We start from the raw sequence: 19879 nt of genomic DNA on the forward strand, positions 1-19879 counted from the left end.
CCCACTATTTAAAGTCGAAGTAGGACAGCTACAGGCGCCTAAATTCGGGACTCTGCCCTACTGTCCTACCTTATTTATTTTTACTTGTGTATAGAGAGAAAACTTAAAACACGCATGCGCGCCATGGGCGCGCCTATAGGCCCGCTATGCTTACGTGTGCATGTGGCGGGCAAAGGTTGGACAGTAGGACAGGCCAACAACAGCGCAGCCTGCACTTGTCCGACTGCTGTAAATGGCAGTCGGACAAGGCCGGACAGTAGGACAGTGGCACGTGGTGTGATTCCAGGGGTCACGCAGCTCTCCCCATCATTACGCCGAAGATCTGCAGATGTGCGTCATGCAAGCGCTGGTAATACGTGTCGCGACCACAACTGCAATGGGCGTAGCGCAAGCGCATATCTACATCAAGCGTGCAGTAATGCTCCCGCACTACCGTCACCAGCTCGGGCGCGAGGTGCTTGGTCACGATCAGTTCGATGTCCAACGAACTCTCCAGCGGCGCACGGAAGGCACGCCGCCCCCTGATCAGTTGCCCGTTGCTCTCCATCATCATGGCAACCATATTTCCCCCGGCCAGCCCCCCTTTCGAATGTTCTGAATGCAGCTCCTGAGCCCACAACCGAAGTAGCGAATCGATCTCCTTAATCAAAACAAGGCTCCTCTACAAGGGGCGCTTTCAATGCAGATCCACGCCCCCAGGTCGCTGGCTTCTGATAGGCCCACTGCCGGATGCCGCTCTTTGCCAACGCGGGCATGCGCTTCTTCCGCCAGCCCAAGCGATGCATGATCGCACCAACCCGCATCTGCTCAGGCTTGCCCCAATGGCCGTAGTCCAACTTGAGAGCCTGAGTCAGGATCTCGTTACCAGTAGCGGTTTCGCCGATCTGCGACTCCTCTAACCATGTCAGGATCGGACCTTCCCACTCGTCCACAACAAAGCGCTCGTCCTGGGCTTCGGCGAACATCCAAGACTCGTCCTTGGTCACCCACCAGATATCGCCGGCCTCGAAGCAGAACACCGCTTCAGCCCACAGTTGATCGCGAATCTCACGCAACGCTTCAAGGTCGACCTTGTTGCAGAACACCGGCCAGTAACGCCGGTTGCCGGTAGCGTCCTTGAGGTATTCCTCCTGGTTGGTGGTACCCACGAACACACACTGGCGTGGCACGTCGTTCGTTCTGCGGCCGTAACTTTCGCGGTAGGTATCAGTTGATGCAGAGAAGAACTGCTTGGCTTTGGTGCTTTCAGCCTTGTTGAAGCTATCCAGCTCCCCTAGTTCGACGATCCACTTGCCGCGAATCGCCTGAAAGCTGTCCTTGTCGCCGAGGGCAAAAGGGGTGTCCATGAACCACTCACCACCTAAGATGCCCATGGCCGTGGACTTACCTTCCCCCTGCCCCCCTTCAAGGATCATAACCGAGTCGGCCTTGCAGCCGGGGCGCATCACACGAGCCACCGCCGAGATCGGCCAACGCTTACCGACTTTGGCTGAGTACTCGTTGGCATGGACCCCAAGCACGTCCGTGAGCCAGGTTTCCAGCCGAGGGACGCGATCCCACTCAAGTTTCTCCAGATACTCACGTACCGGGTGAAAAGAATGGTCGTGGGCAACCACACTGACCGCCTCGATCACATGGGACGCTTTGACCCGCAGGTTGTACTGCTGCGCGAGCCACTTCATCACCCGCATGTCATCGATGTCGGCCCAATCGCCAGCACCTCCGCCAAAGGGAGCAGACCGCAGCTTGACGATTTTGGAGCTGAATACGCTGTAGCCAATGACACCAGCCCAGCGTTCGTCATTGCCGAGGATCAGCTCGACGTTTTGCATGTGCGCGATCAGGGAGCCGTTTTCGGTGCGTGCTAGCTGATCCTTCCAACCACCAGCTGCAGGAGGCTTGACTACCGCCAATACCTGGCGGCGGACAGCCTCCAAACCTTCAGCAATGTGCAGATCGTTGAAGTCAGTCCACTTGATTTCGCGCTCGCCCGAAAACACCGGCGCGACTACCTGGCCACCGACGATCAATGCAGCATTGTTGGCTTTTTCCTCACCCGGGTTCCACGGCTCGCCATTCGGACGCTTTGTCTTCCAGTCATCATCCCGGCAAAGGATCAATGGGCAACCGGGAAAACGCTCCCTCATGGCCTTGGAGACCGGCAGTAAGTTGCCCGCATCGAAGGCAATTGCGACCGTCAGAGAGGTTGCCATGTGCAGACTGGCGCCTGTTGCGTAGCCCTCGCACACGAGTACTGGCTCCCCCGGCTCGGGGTGCGGGCCGATCAAATGGAAGGCACCCTCTTTCGACATGCCGTAGGGCCAGTAAGCTTTGTCGCGACCGGTGTCTTCTTGCTTCGCCGGGAAGATCACCTGCAGGCCGACGATCTGATCCCGCACGTTGCACATAGGCACTAAAAATGCGCCGGTCCGTGGCGCATAGCGAACCTTGAACCCAACGATCTGCTTTCGATCCAAGTAGGCGCTCTTGCCCTTTTCCGGCATGCGCTTGAACAAGCCGGATGCACGGTTGGCTGCTCGCCTTGCCGCGTTGGCAGATATCTCTGCCGCTTTACGCTTGGCTTCTTCCTGCCGAGCACGCATGACTTCACGTTCTTCCGGACTCAAGCGCCCGGCCTTCACCTTGATCTTTTGCGACTCGCCCGAGCGCCAATCACCGAAGCTACCGAAGATCAGCGTTTCGTTCTTCTCAGTGTGATGCTCATGGACAACGTACCAGCCATTTTTCTCTTTGCCCTTGTCCTGGGCGGTCTTGCAGCGGGTGAGCTTACCAAAGATCAGCGGCTGCTCAGGCTCGAGGCCGTAGTCCGCGAATTGGTTCAATACCTCATCGAGCATGACGAGCCTCCCGCGCTTCAGTGATGTACTGACAGCTAAAACATTGGGTGCAGCCCTGTTGAGCCACTCGACGCTTTTCTGGAATAGGCTCTTCGCAGTCCTCACAAAATAGAAACGAATGCGCCGCCAATGCAGGTTTGGCGGCGTTTCGTGCAGCCAGCGCTTGATCAATACGCTCCTGCACGAGGTCATTAGCAAAATCTGCGATGTCAGCCATGGTCGGCACCCCGCGTTGTTTGATTAACGTAGGTGGCGCGGTTGAACATCCCAAGCAGCCCTTGAATGCCGCGAAACACCTGTAGGCGAATTGCGGCCAGTTCGTGGTCAGACACCACTCCGTCGCCGATGCTCTTGGCCCAGGTATCAGCCAGGTCAGCGACCTGCCGAAAATACTCAGCAATGCCGGTAGTCAAGGTTTCAGGCATGTCGTTGGTGTATGCCTCGGCCAACTCCTGCCAAGTCGTGTCACCGACCAACGCGTGCACCGCATCCAGAATTCGGCGGTCTTTGGTCAACTCCAGGATCTCGCCGAACTCCTGAATGTTCACGGAGTGGCTTGGGTGCGTGGGAGATAGCTTGTGCTGCAGCGTGGTGGCGTTTCTGCCGGTAGTGGCGGCAATTGCAGCGGCGCCACCGGGATAATCCCGAGCAGCATGGTATAGCGCTAGATCGAGCGGCAGGATTTCCCGCTGCGCCCGTTCTACACAACTCAGAGCGATTCGGCTCATGGCATTAATCCTTGAAAGTTGCCAGTGCCGCACGACATGCAGTGGTGATACATTTGTCGTGTGGCTTGAAGAGGCCCAAACGCCGGCGAGATCTCTGGATCGACACCGGCACCGTGCCGAGGCGAACGATCCATCGCTCACCTCTGGCGCAACAGCTGCTCAATCTGTGGTGGAAAGAGCAGCAACCCAAGGCATCCGTGTCTTGGAAACGCGGCGAAGTTCAGCGGTTCGCATGTGGTGTGCCCGCTTTACCTTCAACGCGACCCGACATCACTGTGGTGGTGTGTGTCGGGAGGAACTAGGCGACCTTTGGGTCGCCTTTTTTCTAAGCAGCTTTTAGTTCGTCCAGCTCTGGTGGAAAAACATCATCCAGTGAGCAAGCAGCCCCTAATTGATTCAGTGCTGCGGTGATCGCCCGGCACTCGGCCAGACCAGCTGTACGGCGACCAGCCTCATAATTACTAATGCGCGTCTGAGTCCAGCCCAGCGCCGCTACTAATTGACGTTGCTTAATTCCGGCTTTCTCTCGATGTTCAGCTATCCGATTCATAGTCGTTGTCTCCGATGACTCGCAGCCATAATAAGCACGTTACGTGAACTTTTCAACACGTAAAGTGCGATAAAAAGATTTCATTGCGTGGTAAAAAAAGCACATGAACACACTCGGCGCACGCATAAAAAAATTTAGGAAAGCTACCGGCATGAGCCAGCAGGAGCTGGCTCATGCCTGTGGCTGGGAATCACAGTCTCGGATTGGTAATTATGAAAGAGGCACTCGACAACCTAATCTGCAAGACCTCAAAAAGCTCTCAGATGCTTTGAAGGTTCCCTTCACTGAGCTGGTGGCAGGGGCGGAAAGCCTCATCACCAGTACAGCCCCTCAGGGCGCATCTCTTTACACACGGGATCGACCTGCATTGAAAGTAGTTGGCAAGGACCAGGACGTTTCTAGCAAAGCGGGCCGGGCGAAAGAAGGAAGAGTTCCAGTGGTAGGGAATGCACAACTCGGCAATGAAGGCTTTTTTGAGGCCTTAGATTTCCCGCCCGGTCACGGCGATGGCTACTTGAACATCCATAGTGACGACCCCGATGCGTACGGCTTAAAGGTCACGGGAGATAGCATGCTTCCACGGATCAAGAACGGCGAATTCGTGCTTATTGAACCGAATAAAAACTACTACAGCGGCGACGAGGTGATGGTGCGCACTGCAGCGGGTAGGACGATGATCAAAGAGTTCATTTATCTGCGCGATGGCATGTACAGACTCGACAGCGTAAACGCTGAACACTCGCCGATTCACATTGCTGAATCGGACGTCATGGAAATCCATTTGGTGGGCGGTATTCTTAAATCATCACGCTTTCTGCACAGCACGGCAGAATTTTAATCACGGTATGTATTGACACGCAGCAGCACGCTGCGTGATATTTGCCTCACTCTTCCACCACAGAGCGAGGCAATATCATGCACACCACTGCAACCCTGCACGTCCATCCGACTGCTGATGAACCATTCCGCATCCTCCAAGTTCGCCGCATTGCACGCAACTGCGGCTGCACGTTCATACCCAGCAAACCCAAGCCGCAAGCCCGTAGCGCACCAGCTCCGTTCGATCCAAACGACGGAGGACGGGCAGCATGAGCAAGTTCAAACTGGACAACCGAACGTTGCAGCTACTCAACGCCCAGGTCAATTTGAGCGGTACCTTCAATCATGTACTCAGGTCGGCCCCAAAGCGCGAGGCCGTAGCATTTCGTCTCAAGGTTGAACGCAGCGCATCAGACACCCTCTTCGTCATCGAGCCGGGCAGCGAGCGCCACACGCTGACCCTGCAGAACGAAAAGAAGATGCACCTCAAGCTGGCCGACTTCATTGAAGAGATCGTCAACGGCCCGTTCGACACCACTGACACGGCCGATCTGCAGAACATTCCACACTCCAGCCGCGAATACGCCCGGTTCGATATCGAGCATAAACAACGAGTATTTGAGCTAATTCGCACGGGTGGTTCCGTGAGCCTAGACATGGGTTTCGAACTACCCATCCATGTCGCGATCCATCGAACCCAAACACGCACCGGTATCACCGCCATCATGAGCATCGGCGTGCGGCGCCCGCGCACCAAATGCTTCAGCGTGTGCGGCACAGATGCTGAGATTTACGAAAAAGTTGCCGAATCCATCAACCACCTAGCTGCAGTAGCGACTCCCGCTGCGCATGCAGCTTAAGGAGGACGCATGGAACGCACACTCGCCCAAGCCGCAACTCAACTCGGCCTAACCCGGCCCAAGCTTATCGCTCTCATGCGGGAAAAAGACCTACTCAAAGGGAACCTCCCGGCCTACCCCAAGCGCGACCGCGACTATCTGCGGATCAAGGATGGCCAGTGGTATCACGAGATTTCCGGCATGCAGTACAGCCAGTCAACCCGGGTGAAGCAAGCCGGCATTCGTTGGCTTGCAGAGCAACTGGGGCTGAACCTACCTGACATTCCGGCAGACAACCGTGACGTGGCCTAGGGAGTACGCCCGCCAGATCGTCGCCATGCACACACGAGAGGAGCGCAATGCCGCGCTCCTTGAGGTGCCTGAGCATCTGCGGGAGCTGACAAAACGACATTGCCTGAACGCATGGAATCACCCATCAAGACTCAAACGCAAGGAGGCCGAGCAGCCACATGAATGACGCCAATCAAACACCGCTGCGACTACTTCCCGCGCCGGATAGCTCTACCGTCGAGATGTTGCACCGCCTATTCGGCGACGTACTCATCCCACTCGAAAAGCTGCGCGTGCACTACTTCAAGAACCTCAACGAAAAGACTTTCACTGAGGCGATCAACAGCGGACGAATTCAATTACCGGTGACAACTATCGACCACAGCGTCAAGGCGCTGAGGTATGCCCATATCAGGCACGTTGCCGCATTGATCGACATCCGGGCCTACAAAGCAGACGAAGACATGCCGCGTCCTAATACCGATTCAACTGAGTAAGTCCACTAACCGAGAAACGGCTGTCACCACCAGCCAGGTTGAACCATCAGGAGCACACCACATGACCACAATTCAAATCTACGCGCTGCTAGCAATCGCCCTCATGGTCGCAGGCGTTTACTGGCTTGCCTACCGCAACGGCTTCAGCAACGGCCGCGCCGAGGGATACTCAGAAGGCCACAGCGAAGGCTATGACGTCGGCGGCTGCGTTGGATTTCGAGACGGGATGGATGAAGGCAAAACCATTCAGCGATCTGAAAATTGGGAAGATATCCGTAACTTGGAACTCTCCCTCAATCAGGCAACTGACCAGCGCGAGAAACTGTACATCCACTACGAGCGCGCCTTGGCAGCTTCAAAACTTGGCGAAAAAGAACGACAGACCCTACTGGAAATCGCCGAGAAACTCCGGATCGCATCCGAAACGTTCAGCGCCTTTCGCACCGGCAAAAAGCTGGAACGCGACACCCGCACCCTCCGCGACCAGGCGCTCGCCATGGCTGCCCTGCTGGAGCCGTTCGATCAGGAGAGCGCCGCATGAGCGAGTTCCGTCCCCAATCTTGCAACCACCGCAATCCGGCTAACGCCCCATCAGCGGCTGATGCACCAACGCGCACTCAAATCTCGGAGGAAAGCGGCATGCAAATGGACCAGCACGACACCCAATGCACGACCGCTTTGCTCTGTAGAGAAACCAGCGTCGACACACTAGAAACAAACAGTCTCTGCTGCGCAGCAGTAGGCATTATTGACCCTCTCAGCGCCACTGCCGAGGCACTTATACCCCACGAAAAGCTGCGCGGGGCAGCGCTTGCTGATGCAACGCTAAACGCTCAGGAACGCCCGCTCGCGCAGCCTGTCGTGGGGTATAAGCCCCCTACAACACAGTCGAAGGCTCTAGACGCTCTGCGTAGCCACATAGAAGCCAGTGAGAGCCAAGCGCAAGCGGCCATCGTCGAGGAGAACGCCAATGCTTAAGCGCGTTCTCAAACACTTCCATATGTGCTGCGGCCTGGGCGGCGGCGCCAAGGGTTTCAACCGGGCCAAGCCTGTCGTTGGACACATACAAGCCGTATGGCAGTGCATAGGCGGCGTCGACGTGGACCCAGCCGGCCTGCGCGACTTCCAGCGTCTTTCTGGTGTGCCTGGCACGCTGATGGATCTGTTCACCCGCGACCAGTACACCCGCTTCCACGGTAAAGAGCCGCCAGCCGGCTGGACTGAGGCGAGCGCCGCCGACCTGCACCGCGCTGCCAGCCACGAGCGTCCGGACGCTGTGTTTATTTCCAGTCCGTGCAAAGGGGCGTCAGGCTTGCTGTCCGAAACAATGAGCCTGACACCGAAGTATCAAGCCCTGAATGAACTGACGCTGCGCTGCATCTGGCTGATGTGTGAGGCGTGGAAGGACGACCCGGTGTCGCTGATCGTCTTCGAGAACGTGCCGCGCCTCGCCACCCGTGGCCGCCACCTGCTGGACCAGATCAACAAGCTGCTGAACCACTACGGATACGCGGTCGCCGAAACCACTCACGACTGCGGCGTCATCGGCGGGCTTGCCCAGAGCCGCAAACGCTTCCTGCTGGTGGCCCGCCATATCGAGAAAGTGCCGCCGTTCCTGTACGAACCGGAAAAGAAGACGCTCAAGTCTGTCGGATCGATCCTAGGCCGCATGCCACTAGCTGGCGACATCCAAGCTGCTGGCCCAATGCACCGTGTTCCAGCTCTACAGTGGAAAACGTGGGTTCGCCTCGCCTTGGTTACCGCCGGCAAAGACTGGCGCAGCCTGAACGACTTGGCGATCGAAGACGGTTACCTGCGTGACTTCGTGATTGTGCCCGAGGCATACGGCGGGTATCTGGGCGTGAACAAGTGGGATGACTCAATGGGCGTTGTCGCCGGCCGGAGCCGACCTACCAATGGCGCATTCTCGGTGGCAGACCCACGCAGCAAAGATGGTGCCCTGCAATACCAACAGTACGGTGTACGTCGCTGGGAAGAAACGAGCGGCGCGGTGATTGGTGTCAAATCGCCCGGGCAAGGGACGTTCAGCGTTGCTGATCCTCGCCGGCCGGGTGATGGCTTCGGAAAGTATCTGGTAACGCCGTTCGACAACTCCGCAGGGACAGTAATCGCTGGCAGCACCACAGGCCAAGGCGCCTTTGCAGTTCAAGATCCTCGATATCACAACTGGCACCCAGGAGCGAGCAGCCGAAAGCTGGGCGTTTGCCCATGGGGTAAAACTGCTGGGACTGTTACCGGATCACAGCAGGTAGCCAGCGGTGCGTTATCGATCGCAGATCCCCGCCCAGGCATGAAGCGCACGAAAGGCGACGCGTACCTGACTGGCGGCCACTACGGCGTCGTCGGCTGGAACGAACAATGCGGCGCCGTGTCGGCCAGTGCCAAGCAAGACAACGGTCGGTGGTCAGTGGCGGATCCCCGCATGCCGGAAGCCAATGACCGGTTGACTTGCGTGATTGAAAGTCTCGACGGCACTTGGCACCGACCATTCACCACGCTGGAGCTGGCTGCACTGCAAAGTCTGGTCGAACCAGAAGAACAGTTCGAGCTGGATGGGCTGAGCGATCAGGCATGGCGTGAGCGGATTGGCAACGCGGTACCGCCGGCAGCCGCCGAAGCAATCGCCCATGTGATGGGCACCACCCTACTGCTGGCTGAAGCCGGCGAAACATTCATGCTGAGCAACATGCCGGTGTGGGTACGCCCTGTTGCAGTTGGATTGAGCGTGAGTCAGATGGAGGAGGCAGCATGAGCGCTGCGGAAAAAATTGATTTTCAAATAACACCAGGCGCTTGGTTCCGCCAAGACCTGCTTTATCCAGTGTTCGGGCTCAGCACCGAAGCTGTTCGAAAGTATCGTTCTCGCGGGCTGTGGCTGGAGGGCAAGCACTACCGAACCGACCCCGCCAATGTGCTGGTTTACAACAAGCAAGCAATTGAAAAGTGGATGGCAGGTCAACCATGAGTGACAAGATGCCCACAGGTGTCGAGATGAACGGCAAACAGCTGCGCATCTGGTTCATCTTCAATGGCCAGCGATGCCGGGAACCACTGGATGGGATCTCGAAGGTAAACAAAGCTGCAATTGCCTATGCAGACAACAAACGCCGCACAATCCTTGCAGAGATCAAAGAGGGCCGCTTCGACTATGCGGCTCACTTCCCCAACTCTCCCAGGGCAGCAATGTTCACGGGAACTGGCGGGCCATCTCTGAAGCGCACCGTGAAGGAAGGTATCGATCGATGGCTGGAGGTTCAGCGCGCACTTAAAGCATCAAGCACCGTCGTTAACTATGTCAGCAAGGCCAAGCACGTCGAAAACAAATTTGGCAAACGCCGAATCGTTGACATCAGCAAGAGCGATATAGAGCTGTTTCAAGCACAACTGCTGAAGCAACGCCTTTCCCCAAAGACAGTAAACGATATCTTCACCGTCGTCCGAGGCGTCTGGGCAGACGCCTTCGGCGACGGCATCTTGAAAGCCAACCCATTGGATCGAATCAGCAACGTCGGCTCGGACGTCGACCTCGAGCACGCCGATCCCTTCAGTCGCACCGAGATTGAGTTGATCGGCAAAGCAGATCCGGACCGACGACCCGATACCAGGATGATTGAGTTCAACTGCTGGGCCGGACTGTCTCTATCCGAACTCATCGCACTCGCTGTTGAGGACATTGATCTTGACGCCGGCCTGGTGCATGTCCGGCGCGCGTTAGTCGTGGGCGAGTTCAAAGTTCCGAAAGAACGCTCCAGGGTGAGAGTCGTCGAGCTGATAGATCCCGCACTGGAACTGATGCGAGAGATCGTTGCTGCGGCCAGGGAAGCCCCCTCAGAAGAGATCACCGTAATCCAGCGTGACAACATCACCTCCAAAAAAATGAAGGTCAGGTTCTTATTCCGCAGTTCTACCAGCGGCCTGATGTGGAGCGGTAAGACGCTGAGCAACTGGTTCACCGCCCACTTGAAAAAGGCAGACGTGCGTCATCGCGGGGCAAACCAGTGTCGCCACACCTTTGCTAGTCAGATGCTATCGAGCTACGTTCCGGTCGAATGGGTGGCCAGGCAGTTAGGGCACGCTGATACAACGATGGTGCGAAAGCATTATGGAAGATGGATACCGAAGGACACAAAGAGCATGGCAGGAGTTGTATCTCAGATGCTCGGATTCAGAAGTTAAATAAACCAATAAGGGCTAGAAGAATGCTAGCCCTCACTAATAGCTTACCTCTACCCCACTTCATATAGCGCCAAGATTGATTAGCTCGACGTTCAATACCGAGCCAAACGTTTGAGACCTTCCATAAAGGTATCCAGATATTGACCGCTTGAGTATGCAAAGCCTGCCTCAAGAAGCGGTCTTTTATTTTCGGGATGGGATAACTCTTCAGCAAAACGATAAATTGTTTCAGAGTTCCAAGATATGCGTCCGTAAGCGATTGTCCGAAAAGTTCCACGCTGAATTATGTCTTCCAGCGATTCTTGAGTGACTCCTCTTTCTTTGGAAAAATTCAGCAAGCATAGGAACTCGAACCATTCACAAAGGAGTCGGACTTCGCACACACCAGCGAAGCTTGGCGCCCAGCGTTGAGACAGATTCATGGCTAACCGATTACTCAGAGGTGTTTTGGAGTTTTCCTCACCGTCGAAACTTTTCCATTGTTGCTTGCAATGTTCTTCTAGATAAAACGGTGACAATTCGACGCCAATCACTGTTGACATGTCACGCCAGTTGATCAAAGTGGTATTAAGTACCTGCATCAAGGTTTTAAAACGACCGGCCCTTGCCAAGCCCAAACCATATCCATAAAACACAAGTGCTGCCGGGTAGATCTTCAGGGTTATCCAAGGCGTATATCCAGATTGGACCTTTTGTGCCTCCCCATACAGACCTTTAATGGCATCTAGTACAAGAGGTAACTCACGACCTTCTCCCCAACGACCGAGTACCGTAGCAAGTCTGACTAAAGGTTCAACTGCCGACTCATGGGCCTGCACCCAATCGGTGAATAACTGACTACCCCGCCCCTCATTAGAAGCAAAAATAGGTGCAAAATGAGAGATCGCCTTTTGAGTCTCAGCGGTAACCAATTCTTCGAGTTGAATTCGATGCTCTTCCTTAACCAAGAAGCGTTTCGCCATAGCAATGGTCAAGTCGATCCCGATTGGATTAAGCAATCGAGACTGCTGGATAGTGTCCAGCTTTAGATTCAGCCCTCCAAAAAAAGTATCCGCATCAAATCCACTGGCAATGATTGCCTGACGCTGTATTGCGATCTCTTGGCCGCGCTCTGAAAGCTCGCCATGAGCCAGCCAAAACGTTGGGTACCGACGACTTGGTGCTCTCAATAGAACAGCCCGCAATGCATGATCCCATTCTCCTGACCAACCAGCGATGATCAGCCCGAATTCATCAACGATGCGATCAAGCAGCGCATTAAATTCTGAAGGGTATTCCCCCAGTTCGACATCAGTATTGAGAATTCTTGCGTCTTTATAATCGCCGTGAATTTTCAGAATGTAGCATTGCGTATGCGTGATCGGCTCAGCGCCAGCCAGGGTATCCACCGAGCTGACCACCGTCGGCGTGATGCCAAGATCACGCAGAGCATTCTCCATGAGCTGATCAAAGTTGGTGGTGACAATCACTCGTATGTGACCGGACTGCACCATGGCGGCGATAGCGCGATGAGCTTGAGTGGGCACTTTCAAGCCATCCTCTAGCTCTTGAGCTGAAGGCTCGAGAAAATTTTGGATGATGGCCCGGCGTTCTGTTTGAGTAGTCGCCAACTGCTCTAAAAGTGTTGAGTAGTTTGGCTGCTGTCCAGTACGAGCAACGTACCATCCGAGCCAATCCTCTTGCTCCCCCGCGCCGGCCGCAATACCTGCTCGCTTAACCAGCTCCATGGTGATTTCCCAGCCTGTTGGGATTCCAGCTGACCTTGATACACCCGACCCCATGAGGACCGCGTAGACCCCTTTGTTTTCGTACATCGAAAATGCCAATCGTGTAGTCGGATCGCTGGAGATCATCGATTCATCCCAAAGGAAAGGAGCAGTGCCTGTAAAAAACCTTGGGGGATAGCCTAATGCCGCTAGTGGTAACAAACAATGGACTAGAGATTCATTCTGGTTAGAAGTTCTGGCACTGAGCAGTCTAGAGCGGCCCTGTCACCGGTTTAAATGCCCTAAAAATGCCCTAAATAAAATCACAGAAACGAAAAAGCCCCCGTAATCAGTAACGATTACGGGGGCTTAGTCTTATTCAATAATGGCGGAGAGATAGGGATTCGAACCCTAGGTACCGGTGAAGGTACAACGGATTTCGAATCCGTCCCATTCGGCCACTCTGGCATCTCTCCAACGGCGCGCATCATAACAACACTTTTACCGAATGGGAAACCCCTATTCGAAATTTTTTCCGTGCTATCAGATGCTTGCGTCGATTACAGCGGTACACCCAGACGTTTGGCGACTTCTTCGTAGGCTTCGATAACGTCACCGAGGCCTTGGCGGAAGCGGTCTTTGTCCATCTTCTTCTTGGTGTCCTTGTCCCACAGACGGCAGCCGTCCGGACTGAACTCGTCACCCAGCACGATGGTGCCGTCGCTGAACACGCCGAATTCCAGCTTGAAGTCGACCAGCAGCAGACCAGCGTCGTCGAACAGTTTACTCAACACTTCGTTGACCTTGAGCGACAGTTCTTTCATGCGAACCAGTTGCTCGGCGGTACCCCAGCCGAATGCCACAACGTGGGATTCGTTAATGAACGGGTCGCCCTTGGCGTCGTCCTTGAGGAACAGCTCAAAAGTGTACGGGTTGAGCTTCAAGCCCTCCTCGACACCGAGACGCTTCACCAGGCTGCCGGCAGCGTAGTTACGCACGACGCACTCGACCGGGATCATGTCGAGCTTCTTCACCAGGCATTCGTTATCGCCCAGCAGTTTGTCGAATTGGGTCGGAACCCCGGCCGCTTCGAGTTTCTGCATTATGAAGGCGTTGAACTTGTTGTTCACCATGCCTTTGCGGTCGAGCTGCTCGATGCGCTTGCCGTCGAACGCCGAAGTGTCGTTACGGAACAGCAGGATCAAGCGGTCAGCGTCATCGGTCTTGTAAACCGACTTGGCTTTGCCGCGGTAGAGTTCTTCACGTTTTTCCATGATGGGCTCCGCTTGCTAAGTAGATGGGCTAGGCGATGTGGCGCCAGTCGAGCCCTGAATCTTGATCGGCCAGTTGCAGCCAGTCCGGGTCGCACCCGAGAGTGTCGACAAAACATTGCCGGGCCAGCTGCGGCAGGTTGTTCTTGCTGCTCAGATGGGCCAGGACCAAATGTTGCAGGCCTTGCCAGCCCAACTCGGCCACCAGGAATGCCGCCTGATGGTTGTTCAAATGTCCCAGCTCGCCGCCGACCCGCTGCTTGAGAAAGTACGGGTAATGACCACGCGCCAACATGTCACGACAATGGTTGGATTCGATCATTAACGCATCGAGATCCCGATAGCCGTCCAGCACCCGCTCGCAATAAGAACCGAGGTCAGTCAGCAGGCCGAAACGCCGCTCGCCGTCACTGAATACATATTGGGTCGGTTCCTGCGCATCATGGGCCACGGCAATGACCCCGATGTTCAGTGCACCGATCTGCAGTTGCTCGCCACCGGCAAGAAACCCGGCAGCTTCAATCGGTTTGCGCATCCCGCGCAGTGTGCCGCGACTGAGGTAGACCGGCAGATTGTAGCGCCGAGACAGCAAACCCACGCCATGCACGTGATCGGCATGTTCGTGGGTCACAAGTATCGCGCTCAATTGCGCCGGGTTCACACCCAGGCGCAAAAGGCGTTTTTCGGTTTCCCGCAGGGAAAAACCACAATCCACCAGCACATAGGTATCAGCGCTGGCGATCAGCGTGCCGTTCCCTTGGCTACCGCTGCCGAGAACGGCAAAACGCATGTTATCAGCCCAGGTTGTCCTGAATCAGACTCAACACCTTGCGAGCCACATCGGCCGGAGCCACGGTATTGATGTTCTTCTCGACGGTAACTTGCACGTTCTCGCCGACCTTGCTCAGACGCACCTGATAACGCTCGGCACGGGCTTCAACTTCTTCCTTGCTCGGCGCACTGCCGAACAGGCTGCTGAAGAAACCAGGCTTGTCGTCTTTCTTCTCGGCCTTTTCGGACAAGTTGATGTAGTACAGGCCCAGGCTGCGGTTGATGTCTTCAACGCGCCACTCACCTTGCTCCAGCGCACGACCGACGCTCGACCAGGCACGATCCAGGTCATTGCCGACGTTCAGCACCGGGTTGCCGCTGCCGTCTTCGCTCAGGCTGACACGGCTTGGCGTATCGAAATCGCGCGAAGCCAGCATGGACACCGAACCGCCCTTCTCCGCGATACGGCTCATGCTTGCAAGCATGTCGTCGACCAGCGCGGCGTCGAGACCGGTATTGACCGAACGATTGGTGAACGCCACATCGGCCGTGCTGCCGGCAGGACGCTCGGCGCTGACCACGTAGACTTCACTGGTATTGCGCTGCACGCCTGGCTCGATGCGTACCCGCACGCGAGTTTCGCTGTCGGTGCTGATACCGGCCGCGCTCAGGCGCTTGGCCATTGCAGCCGACAGTTCATCCGAGTGCTGCCAGGTCGTGGTGAACTCGCCGGTTTGCGGGCGCTGTTCATCCAGACGGAAACCGTTGTCCTGGAAGAACTGCACCGCCACTGGCCAGACTTCAGCCGGTGGATGCTGGGCCATGACCCAACGCGAGTCACCGCTCTTCTGCAGCGAGTAGTCGCTGGCATCGGCAACAGCCGACAGCGGCTGAGGACGCGGAACGATGTATTCGCCCTTGGCGGTGTCGTCGGCTACGTTGCGCGGAATCGGCAACAACGGATCGAGACGCTTGGCGGTGGCTACGTCGGGTGGCAGTTGCATCGGTGCAGTCTGTTGCGCTTCCAGGTAATCGCTACCACGGTCACGGAAATAACCTTCCGGGCCCCAGACCCATCCGCAGCCACTGGTGCTGGAGATAATCAAGGCAAGTGCGGAAAGTCCGGCCATTCGCTTCATGCGTTGTACTTCCTCAATTAAACCAGGACGCTGCATTGGCGCAGGGCCGAACGCAACGTTTCATGACAAGGGGTGCTCAGCCAGGTCAGCGGCAGGCGGATGCCTTCGTGCATCAGACCCATTTCCACCAAAGCCCACTTCACCGGAATCGGGTTGGCTTCGATGAACAGGTCCTTGTGCAGCGGCATCAGTTTTTCGTTGATCGCTCGTGCTTTGTCGGCGTTGCCCTCGAGCGCAGCCTCGCACAGATCAGCCATTTCGCGCGGAGCGACGTTGGCGGTGACGGAGATGTTGCCTTTACCACCCAGCAGGATCAGTTCGACGGCGGTCGGATCATCGCCGGACAGCACGATGAAATCCTTGCTCACGCCGTCGATGATCGCTTTGGCACGCTTCAGGTCGCCAGTGGCTTCCTTGATGCCGATGATGTTCGGCACGGTGGACAGGCGAATCACGGTCTCGGCCTGCATGTCGCAGGAAGTGCGGCCAGGAACGTTGTACAGAATCTGCGGAATGTCGACCGACTCGGCGATGTGCTTGAAGTGCTGGTACAAACCTTCCTGAGTCGGTTTGTTGTAGTACGGAACGACCAGCAGGCAGGCATCGGCCCCGGCTTCTTTGGCGTTGCGGGTCAGTTCGACGGCTTCGCGGGTCGAATTGGCGCCGGTACCGGCAATGACCGGTATACGGCCGTTGACCTGCTTGACCACGGCCTTGATGACGGCAATGTGCTCATCGACATCCAGGGTTGCCGACTCGCCGGTAGTACCGACCGCGACAATGGCGTGGGTGCCGTTCTTCAGGTGAAAGTCCACGAGTTTGCTGAGGCTGTCCCAGTCAAGACGCCCTTGTGCATCCATGGGTGTGACCAGTGCCACCATACTGCCCGCAATCATGAAACCGCTCCTGCCGGAAAAAGAGAGCGGTAATGGTACTGGCGCCAAGATGCTTGCACAAGCGAAGTACTGCGCCGCTGCCATTCCCCTTGGCCGCGCTTTTCGCTACCCTTCAGACTTTGATCGGTAATGATCAGCTTGTACGCCGGGTTCCAGCCTCCCTTTTCGGCCTCCCAGGCCCCGTTCCAGCGTCGCCTCGACGCGCTTCCGCCAAAGTGGAGCGAGTTGCGAGTGCTGCCGGGGATTTCTGACGGACAGACTGAATTGGCTCATGCAGGCAACTTCCGGTAATCAATGCCCCTCACCCTACCGACCGCTCATCGCTTTAGGAATGCTGCATGTCCACCCCCACAGTTCGCGAACAATTCCTTGTCATCAGTGCCCTCGGCGCCAACCCCATGGAGCTGACTAACGTCCTGTGCCGCGCCAGCCATGAAAACCGCTGCGCCGTGGTCACTTCCCGCCTGACTCGCCATGGTGAGTGCAGTGCGCTGATCCTTGAGATCTCCGGCACTTGGGACGCCCTCGCGCGTCTTGAAGGCAGCCTGTCGGGCCTGGCCAAGAAGCACGCTTTCACCGTCAACGTGGTGCGCAGCGCGCCGCTGGAAAATCGCCCGCAGGCGCTGCCGTATGTGGCATACGTCAGCTCGGCCTATCGCCCGGACATCATCAACGAACTCTGCCAGTTCTTCATGGATCACAACGTCGAACTGGAAAACCTGACCTGCGATACCTATCAGGCTCCGCAGACCGGCGGCACCATGCTCAACGCCACGTTCACCGTGACTTTGCCCGCGGGCACGCAGATCAGTTGGCTGCGCGATCAGTTCCTGGATTTCTCCGACGCGATGAACCTCGACGCTCTGATCGAACCGTGGCGCCCACAGAACCCAATGTAAGGATGCTTTCATGGCTGTCACCATCGACCAACCGGTAGCTGATTTCGAAGCGCCTGCGACCAGCGGGCAGACCTTCAGCCTCGCCGCCCTCAAGGGCAAGCAAGTAGTGATCTACTTCTATCCGAAAGACAGCACGCCGGGCTGCACGACTCAGGGTCAGGGCTTTCGCGATCAGTACGCGGCGTTTCAGGCTGCCGGCACTGAGGTGTTCGGTATTTCTCGCGACAGCTTGAAATCGCACGAGAACTTCAAGGGCAAGCAGGAGTTCCCGTTCGAGCTGATCAGCGATAAAGATGAAGCGGTCTGTCAGTTGTTCGACGTGATCAAGCTGAAAAAGCTCTACGGCAAGGAATATCTTGGCGTGGATCGCAGCACTTTTCTGATCGACAAGAATGGCGTGTTGCGCCAGGAATGGCGCGGTGTGAAGGTGCCAGGACATGTTGATGCGGTGCTGGCTGCTGCTCAAGACCTGAACAAGGCCTGACACTTCGGCGTCCTGGCGGACGCCGACATTGCTTGTTTCACGCTTTTTTCAGCCAGTAACGATAGACACCCGCTTCATCTTCTTCACGCAACAGCGTGTGACCGGCCAATTTGGCAAAGGTACGGAAGTCGCGCTGTGAGCCCGCATCGGTGGCGATCACCTTGAGTACCGCGCCGCTGGCCAACTTGTTCAATTCCATCTTGGCCTTGAGCAACGGCAGTGGACAATTCAAGCCACTGGCATCCAGTTCACAATCAAAGGCTACAGCGTCGGTCATGCATCACTCCAGATCGAAGGTCGGGCTGCCTAGAATATCTGGTCGCAAGCGCGGTGTCCGGCTACAGTAAGGTCTTTGTCGACTAAGGCTTTGTGCATGACTTTTTTGCGCCCTACCCTGCTGACGCTCGCTTGCCTGCTCGCCTCACCGGGCTTCGCCGACGACCTGCCGTCACTCGGTGACGCCAGTTCTGCCATCGTCTCGCCACAACAGGAGTACCAGTTGGGTCGCGCTTGGCTCGCCATGCTGCGCAGTCAGGTTTCACAGCTCAACGATCCGCAGCTCAAGGATTACGTGGAGTCCAGCGTCTATAAGCTGGTGGAAACCAGCCAGGTTAACGACCGGCGCCTCGAATTCATCCTGATCAACAGCCCGCAACTCAACGCCTTCGCGGCGCCGGGCGGGATCGTCGGGGTCAACGGCGGTCTGTTCCTCAACGCGCAGACTGAAGGCGAATATGCCTCGGTGCTGGCTCACGAACTGGCTCACTTGTCGCAACGTCACTTTGCCCGAGGCGTGGAAGCTTCGCAGCGTATGCAAGTGCCGATGATGGCCGCGTTACTCGCAGGTATCGTGATTGCCGCGGCGGGTGCCGGTGACGCCGGCATTGCCGCGATTGCCGGCACTCAAGCCGCCGCAATCCAGGAACAACGCCGTTTCTCGCGCCAGAACGAACAAGAGGCCGACCGCATCGGCATCCTCAATCTGGAAAAGGCCGGCTACGATCCGCGCTCGATGCCGACCATGTTCGAACGCCTGATGCGCCAATATCGCTTCGATGCCAAACCACCGGAATTCCTCCTGACTCACCCGGTCACCGAGTCGCGGATCGCCGACACCCGTAACCGTGCAGAACAGGCCAAACCGGGCGGTATAGAGGACAGCATGCGTTATCAGCTGATCCGCGCACGGGTGCAGTTGATCTACGAAGAAACCCCGGGACTGGGCGCCAAACGCTTCCGCGCACAGCTGGATGAAAATCCGAAAAACGACGTGGCGCGTTATGGTCTGGCCATCGCGCAGATCAAGGGCGGCCAGTTGAATGAGGCGCGGGAGAATCTCCAGCAACTGCTGACCAGATTCCCGAACGAGATCGTCTACAACCTGGCTCAAGTTGATCTGGATATCACCAACAATCGCCTGCCGGATGCGCAGTCGCGGGTTGACCGGATGCTCACGCAGTATCCGGGCAACTACCCGCTGAATCAGGTACGCGTCGATCTGCTGCTCAAACAGAATCGCACGGCGGATGCCGAGAAAGCGCTCGAGGGTTTGCTCAAGTCGCGCCCGGAAGATCCGGACGTCTGGTATCAGGTAGCTGAAACGCGTGGACTTTCGGGCAATATCATCGGGCTGCATCAGGCGCGGGCCGAGTACTTCGCTTTGGTCGGCGACTATCGCCAGGCTATTCAGCAACTAGATTTCGCCAAGCGCAAGGCGGGCAGCAACTTCCCGCTGTCATCGCGCATCGATGCTCGTCAGCGCGAGCTGATGGAACAGGAGCGCATGGTCAAGGACATGATGGGCTGAGCCTTTTCTCCAGATCGAGTAGGAGGCGGATTTACATCCGCCGTCCTCTCACACCACCGTACGTACGGATCCGTATACGGCGGTTCAAGCTATGCGGCTAAGCCGGTTTATCGTATCCAGTACCGAGA

Annotated in this window: 23 protein-coding genes and 1 tRNA gene; 12 read left to right on the top strand and 12 right to left on the bottom strand. The window is 56.6% G+C overall.

Going from position 1 to position 19879, the window contains the following annotated elements; genetic code table 11:
• Positions 1 to 289: 289 nt before the first annotated feature.
• The 5 genes from ACP7BN_RS26700 to ACP7BN_RS26720 form a co-directional block, all read right to left on the bottom strand.
• Entirely contained in the window at positions 290 to 649 is a 360-nt protein-coding gene (locus ACP7BN_RS26700; RefSeq protein ID WP_426206787.1) for a hypothetical protein, read from the bottom strand.
• The gene (locus ACP7BN_RS26705) at positions 642 to 2858 is read right to left on the bottom strand and encodes a VapE domain-containing protein (protein WP_426206789.1); all 2217 of its coding nucleotides are present in this window, start codon (positions 2856 to 2858) and stop codon (positions 642 to 644) included. The genes ACP7BN_RS26700 and ACP7BN_RS26705 overlap by 8 nt, the downstream gene beginning before the upstream one ends.
• Positions 2848 to 3075 (bottom strand): TraR/DksA family transcriptional regulator, encoded by a 228-nt coding sequence (locus ACP7BN_RS26710; RefSeq protein ID WP_426206790.1) that lies wholly within the window; start codon positions 3073 to 3075, stop codon positions 2848 to 2850. The genes ACP7BN_RS26705 and ACP7BN_RS26710 overlap by 11 nt, the downstream gene beginning before the upstream one ends.
• On the bottom strand, positions 3068 to 3586 hold the full coding sequence (locus tag ACP7BN_RS26715) for a phage regulatory CII family protein (RefSeq protein WP_426206791.1): 519 nt from the start codon (positions 3584 to 3586) through the stop codon (positions 3068 to 3070). Before ACP7BN_RS26715 ends, ACP7BN_RS26710 begins: the two co-directional genes overlap by 8 nt.
• A 325-nt stretch (positions 3587 to 3911) precedes the next feature.
• Positions 3912 to 4136, bottom strand: a complete 225-nt coding sequence (locus ACP7BN_RS26720; protein WP_426206793.1) for a helix-turn-helix transcriptional regulator — start codon at positions 4134 to 4136, stop codon at positions 3912 to 3914.
• Between the two features lie 103 nt (positions 4137 to 4239).
• On the opposite strand from ACP7BN_RS26720, the gene ACP7BN_RS26725 reads away from it, so the two are divergent.
• From ACP7BN_RS26725 to ACP7BN_RS26765, 9 genes are all read left to right on the top strand, one after another.
• Entirely contained in the window at positions 4240 to 4974 is a 735-nt protein-coding gene (locus ACP7BN_RS26725; protein ID WP_426206795.1) for an XRE family transcriptional regulator, read from the top strand.
• Between the two features lie 250 nt (positions 4975 to 5224).
• Complete coding sequence (locus tag ACP7BN_RS26730; RefSeq protein WP_426206796.1) at positions 5225 to 5815, top strand: hypothetical protein; 591 nt, start codon at positions 5225 to 5227, stop codon at positions 5813 to 5815.
• Between the two features lie 9 nt (positions 5816 to 5824).
• Positions 5825 to 6106: a phage antirepressor KilAC domain-containing protein gene (locus tag ACP7BN_RS26735; RefSeq protein ID WP_426206797.1), complete on the top strand. Its 282-nt coding sequence runs from the start codon at positions 5825 to 5827 to the stop codon at positions 6104 to 6106.
• Positions 6107 to 6264: 158 nt separating this feature from the next.
• Positions 6265 to 6582, top strand: a complete 318-nt coding sequence (locus ACP7BN_RS26740) for a pyocin activator PrtN family protein (protein ID WP_426206799.1) — start codon at positions 6265 to 6267, stop codon at positions 6580 to 6582.
• Between the two features lie 61 nt (positions 6583 to 6643).
• Positions 6644 to 7123 (top strand): hypothetical protein, encoded by a 480-nt coding sequence (locus tag ACP7BN_RS26745; RefSeq protein WP_426206800.1) that lies wholly within the window; start codon positions 6644 to 6646, stop codon positions 7121 to 7123.
• Complete coding sequence (locus ACP7BN_RS26750; protein ID WP_426206801.1) at positions 7120 to 7560, top strand: hypothetical protein; 441 nt, start codon at positions 7120 to 7122, stop codon at positions 7558 to 7560. The genes ACP7BN_RS26745 and ACP7BN_RS26750 overlap by 4 nt, the downstream gene beginning before the upstream one ends.
• Positions 7553 to 9355, top strand: coding sequence for a DNA cytosine methyltransferase (locus ACP7BN_RS26755; protein ID WP_426206803.1), 1803 nt, complete (start codon positions 7553 to 7555; stop codon positions 9353 to 9355). The genes ACP7BN_RS26750 and ACP7BN_RS26755 overlap by 8 nt, the downstream gene beginning before the upstream one ends.
• Positions 9352 to 9567: an excisionase family protein gene (gene xisR, locus ACP7BN_RS26760; protein WP_095049224.1), complete on the top strand. Its 216-nt coding sequence runs from the start codon at positions 9352 to 9354 to the stop codon at positions 9565 to 9567. Before ACP7BN_RS26755 ends, xisR begins: the two co-directional genes overlap by 4 nt.
• The gene (locus ACP7BN_RS26765; RefSeq protein WP_426206804.1) at positions 9564 to 10778 is read left to right on the top strand and encodes an Arm DNA-binding domain-containing protein; all 1215 of its coding nucleotides are present in this window, start codon (positions 9564 to 9566) and stop codon (positions 10776 to 10778) included. Before xisR ends, ACP7BN_RS26765 begins: the two co-directional genes overlap by 4 nt.
• A gap of 92 nt (positions 10779 to 10870) precedes the next feature.
• Here the strand turns inward: ACP7BN_RS26765 and ACP7BN_RS26770 are convergent, their stop codons facing one another.
• From ACP7BN_RS26770 to dapA, 6 genes are all read right to left on the bottom strand, one after another.
• Entirely contained in the window at positions 10871 to 12631 is a 1761-nt protein-coding gene (locus ACP7BN_RS26770; RefSeq protein ID WP_426206805.1) for an SIR2 family protein, read from the bottom strand.
• A 239-nt stretch (positions 12632 to 12870) separates the two neighbouring features.
• Positions 12871 to 12960, bottom strand: a tRNA-Ser gene (locus ACP7BN_RS26775).
• 84 nt (positions 12961 to 13044) lie between these two features.
• Positions 13045 to 13758, bottom strand: coding sequence for a phosphoribosylaminoimidazolesuccinocarboxamide synthase (purC, locus tag ACP7BN_RS26780; RefSeq protein WP_426206806.1), 714 nt, complete (start codon positions 13756 to 13758; stop codon positions 13045 to 13047).
• Between the two features lie 28 nt (positions 13759 to 13786).
• Entirely contained in the window at positions 13787 to 14545 is a 759-nt protein-coding gene (locus tag ACP7BN_RS26785; RefSeq protein WP_420648102.1) for an MBL fold metallo-hydrolase, read from the bottom strand.
• A gap of 4 nt (positions 14546 to 14549) precedes the next feature.
• Positions 14550 to 15665 carry an outer membrane protein assembly factor BamC gene (bamC, locus tag ACP7BN_RS26790; protein WP_420648103.1) on the bottom strand — a complete coding sequence of 372 codons (1116 nt, stop codon included), beginning with the start codon at positions 15663 to 15665 and terminating at the stop codon, positions 14550 to 14552.
• Between the two features lie 17 nt (positions 15666 to 15682).
• Positions 15683 to 16561, bottom strand: a complete 879-nt coding sequence (dapA, locus tag ACP7BN_RS26795) for a 4-hydroxy-tetrahydrodipicolinate synthase (protein WP_420648104.1) — start codon at positions 16559 to 16561, stop codon at positions 15683 to 15685.
• Positions 16562 to 16899: 338 nt separating this feature from the next.
• On the opposite strand from dapA, the gene ACP7BN_RS26800 reads away from it, so the two are divergent.
• Both ACP7BN_RS26800 and ACP7BN_RS26805 read left to right on the top strand, forming a co-directional pair.
• The gene (locus ACP7BN_RS26800; protein WP_420648105.1) at positions 16900 to 17460 is read left to right on the top strand and encodes a glycine cleavage system protein R; all 561 of its coding nucleotides are present in this window, start codon (positions 16900 to 16902) and stop codon (positions 17458 to 17460) included.
• 10 nt (positions 17461 to 17470) lie between these two features.
• Complete coding sequence (locus ACP7BN_RS26805) at positions 17471 to 17944, top strand: peroxiredoxin (protein WP_420648106.1); 474 nt, start codon at positions 17471 to 17473, stop codon at positions 17942 to 17944.
• 37 nt (positions 17945 to 17981) lie between these two features.
• Here ACP7BN_RS26805 and ACP7BN_RS26810 read toward each other — a convergent pair whose 3' ends face one another.
• Positions 17982 to 18221, bottom strand: a complete 240-nt coding sequence (locus tag ACP7BN_RS26810) for a sulfurtransferase TusA family protein (protein WP_426206808.1) — start codon at positions 18219 to 18221, stop codon at positions 17982 to 17984.
• 96 nt (positions 18222 to 18317) lie between these two features.
• On the opposite strand from ACP7BN_RS26810, the gene ACP7BN_RS26815 reads away from it, so the two are divergent.
• Complete coding sequence (locus ACP7BN_RS26815) at positions 18318 to 19751, top strand: M48 family metalloprotease (RefSeq protein ID WP_420648108.1); 1434 nt, start codon at positions 18318 to 18320, stop codon at positions 19749 to 19751.
• Positions 19752 to 19879: the final 128 nt, after the last annotated feature.

The organism is Pseudomonas sp. TWP3-1 (assembly GCF_049896625.1).
Classification (GTDB): Bacteria; Pseudomonadota; Gammaproteobacteria; order Pseudomonadales; family Pseudomonadaceae; genus Aquipseudomonas.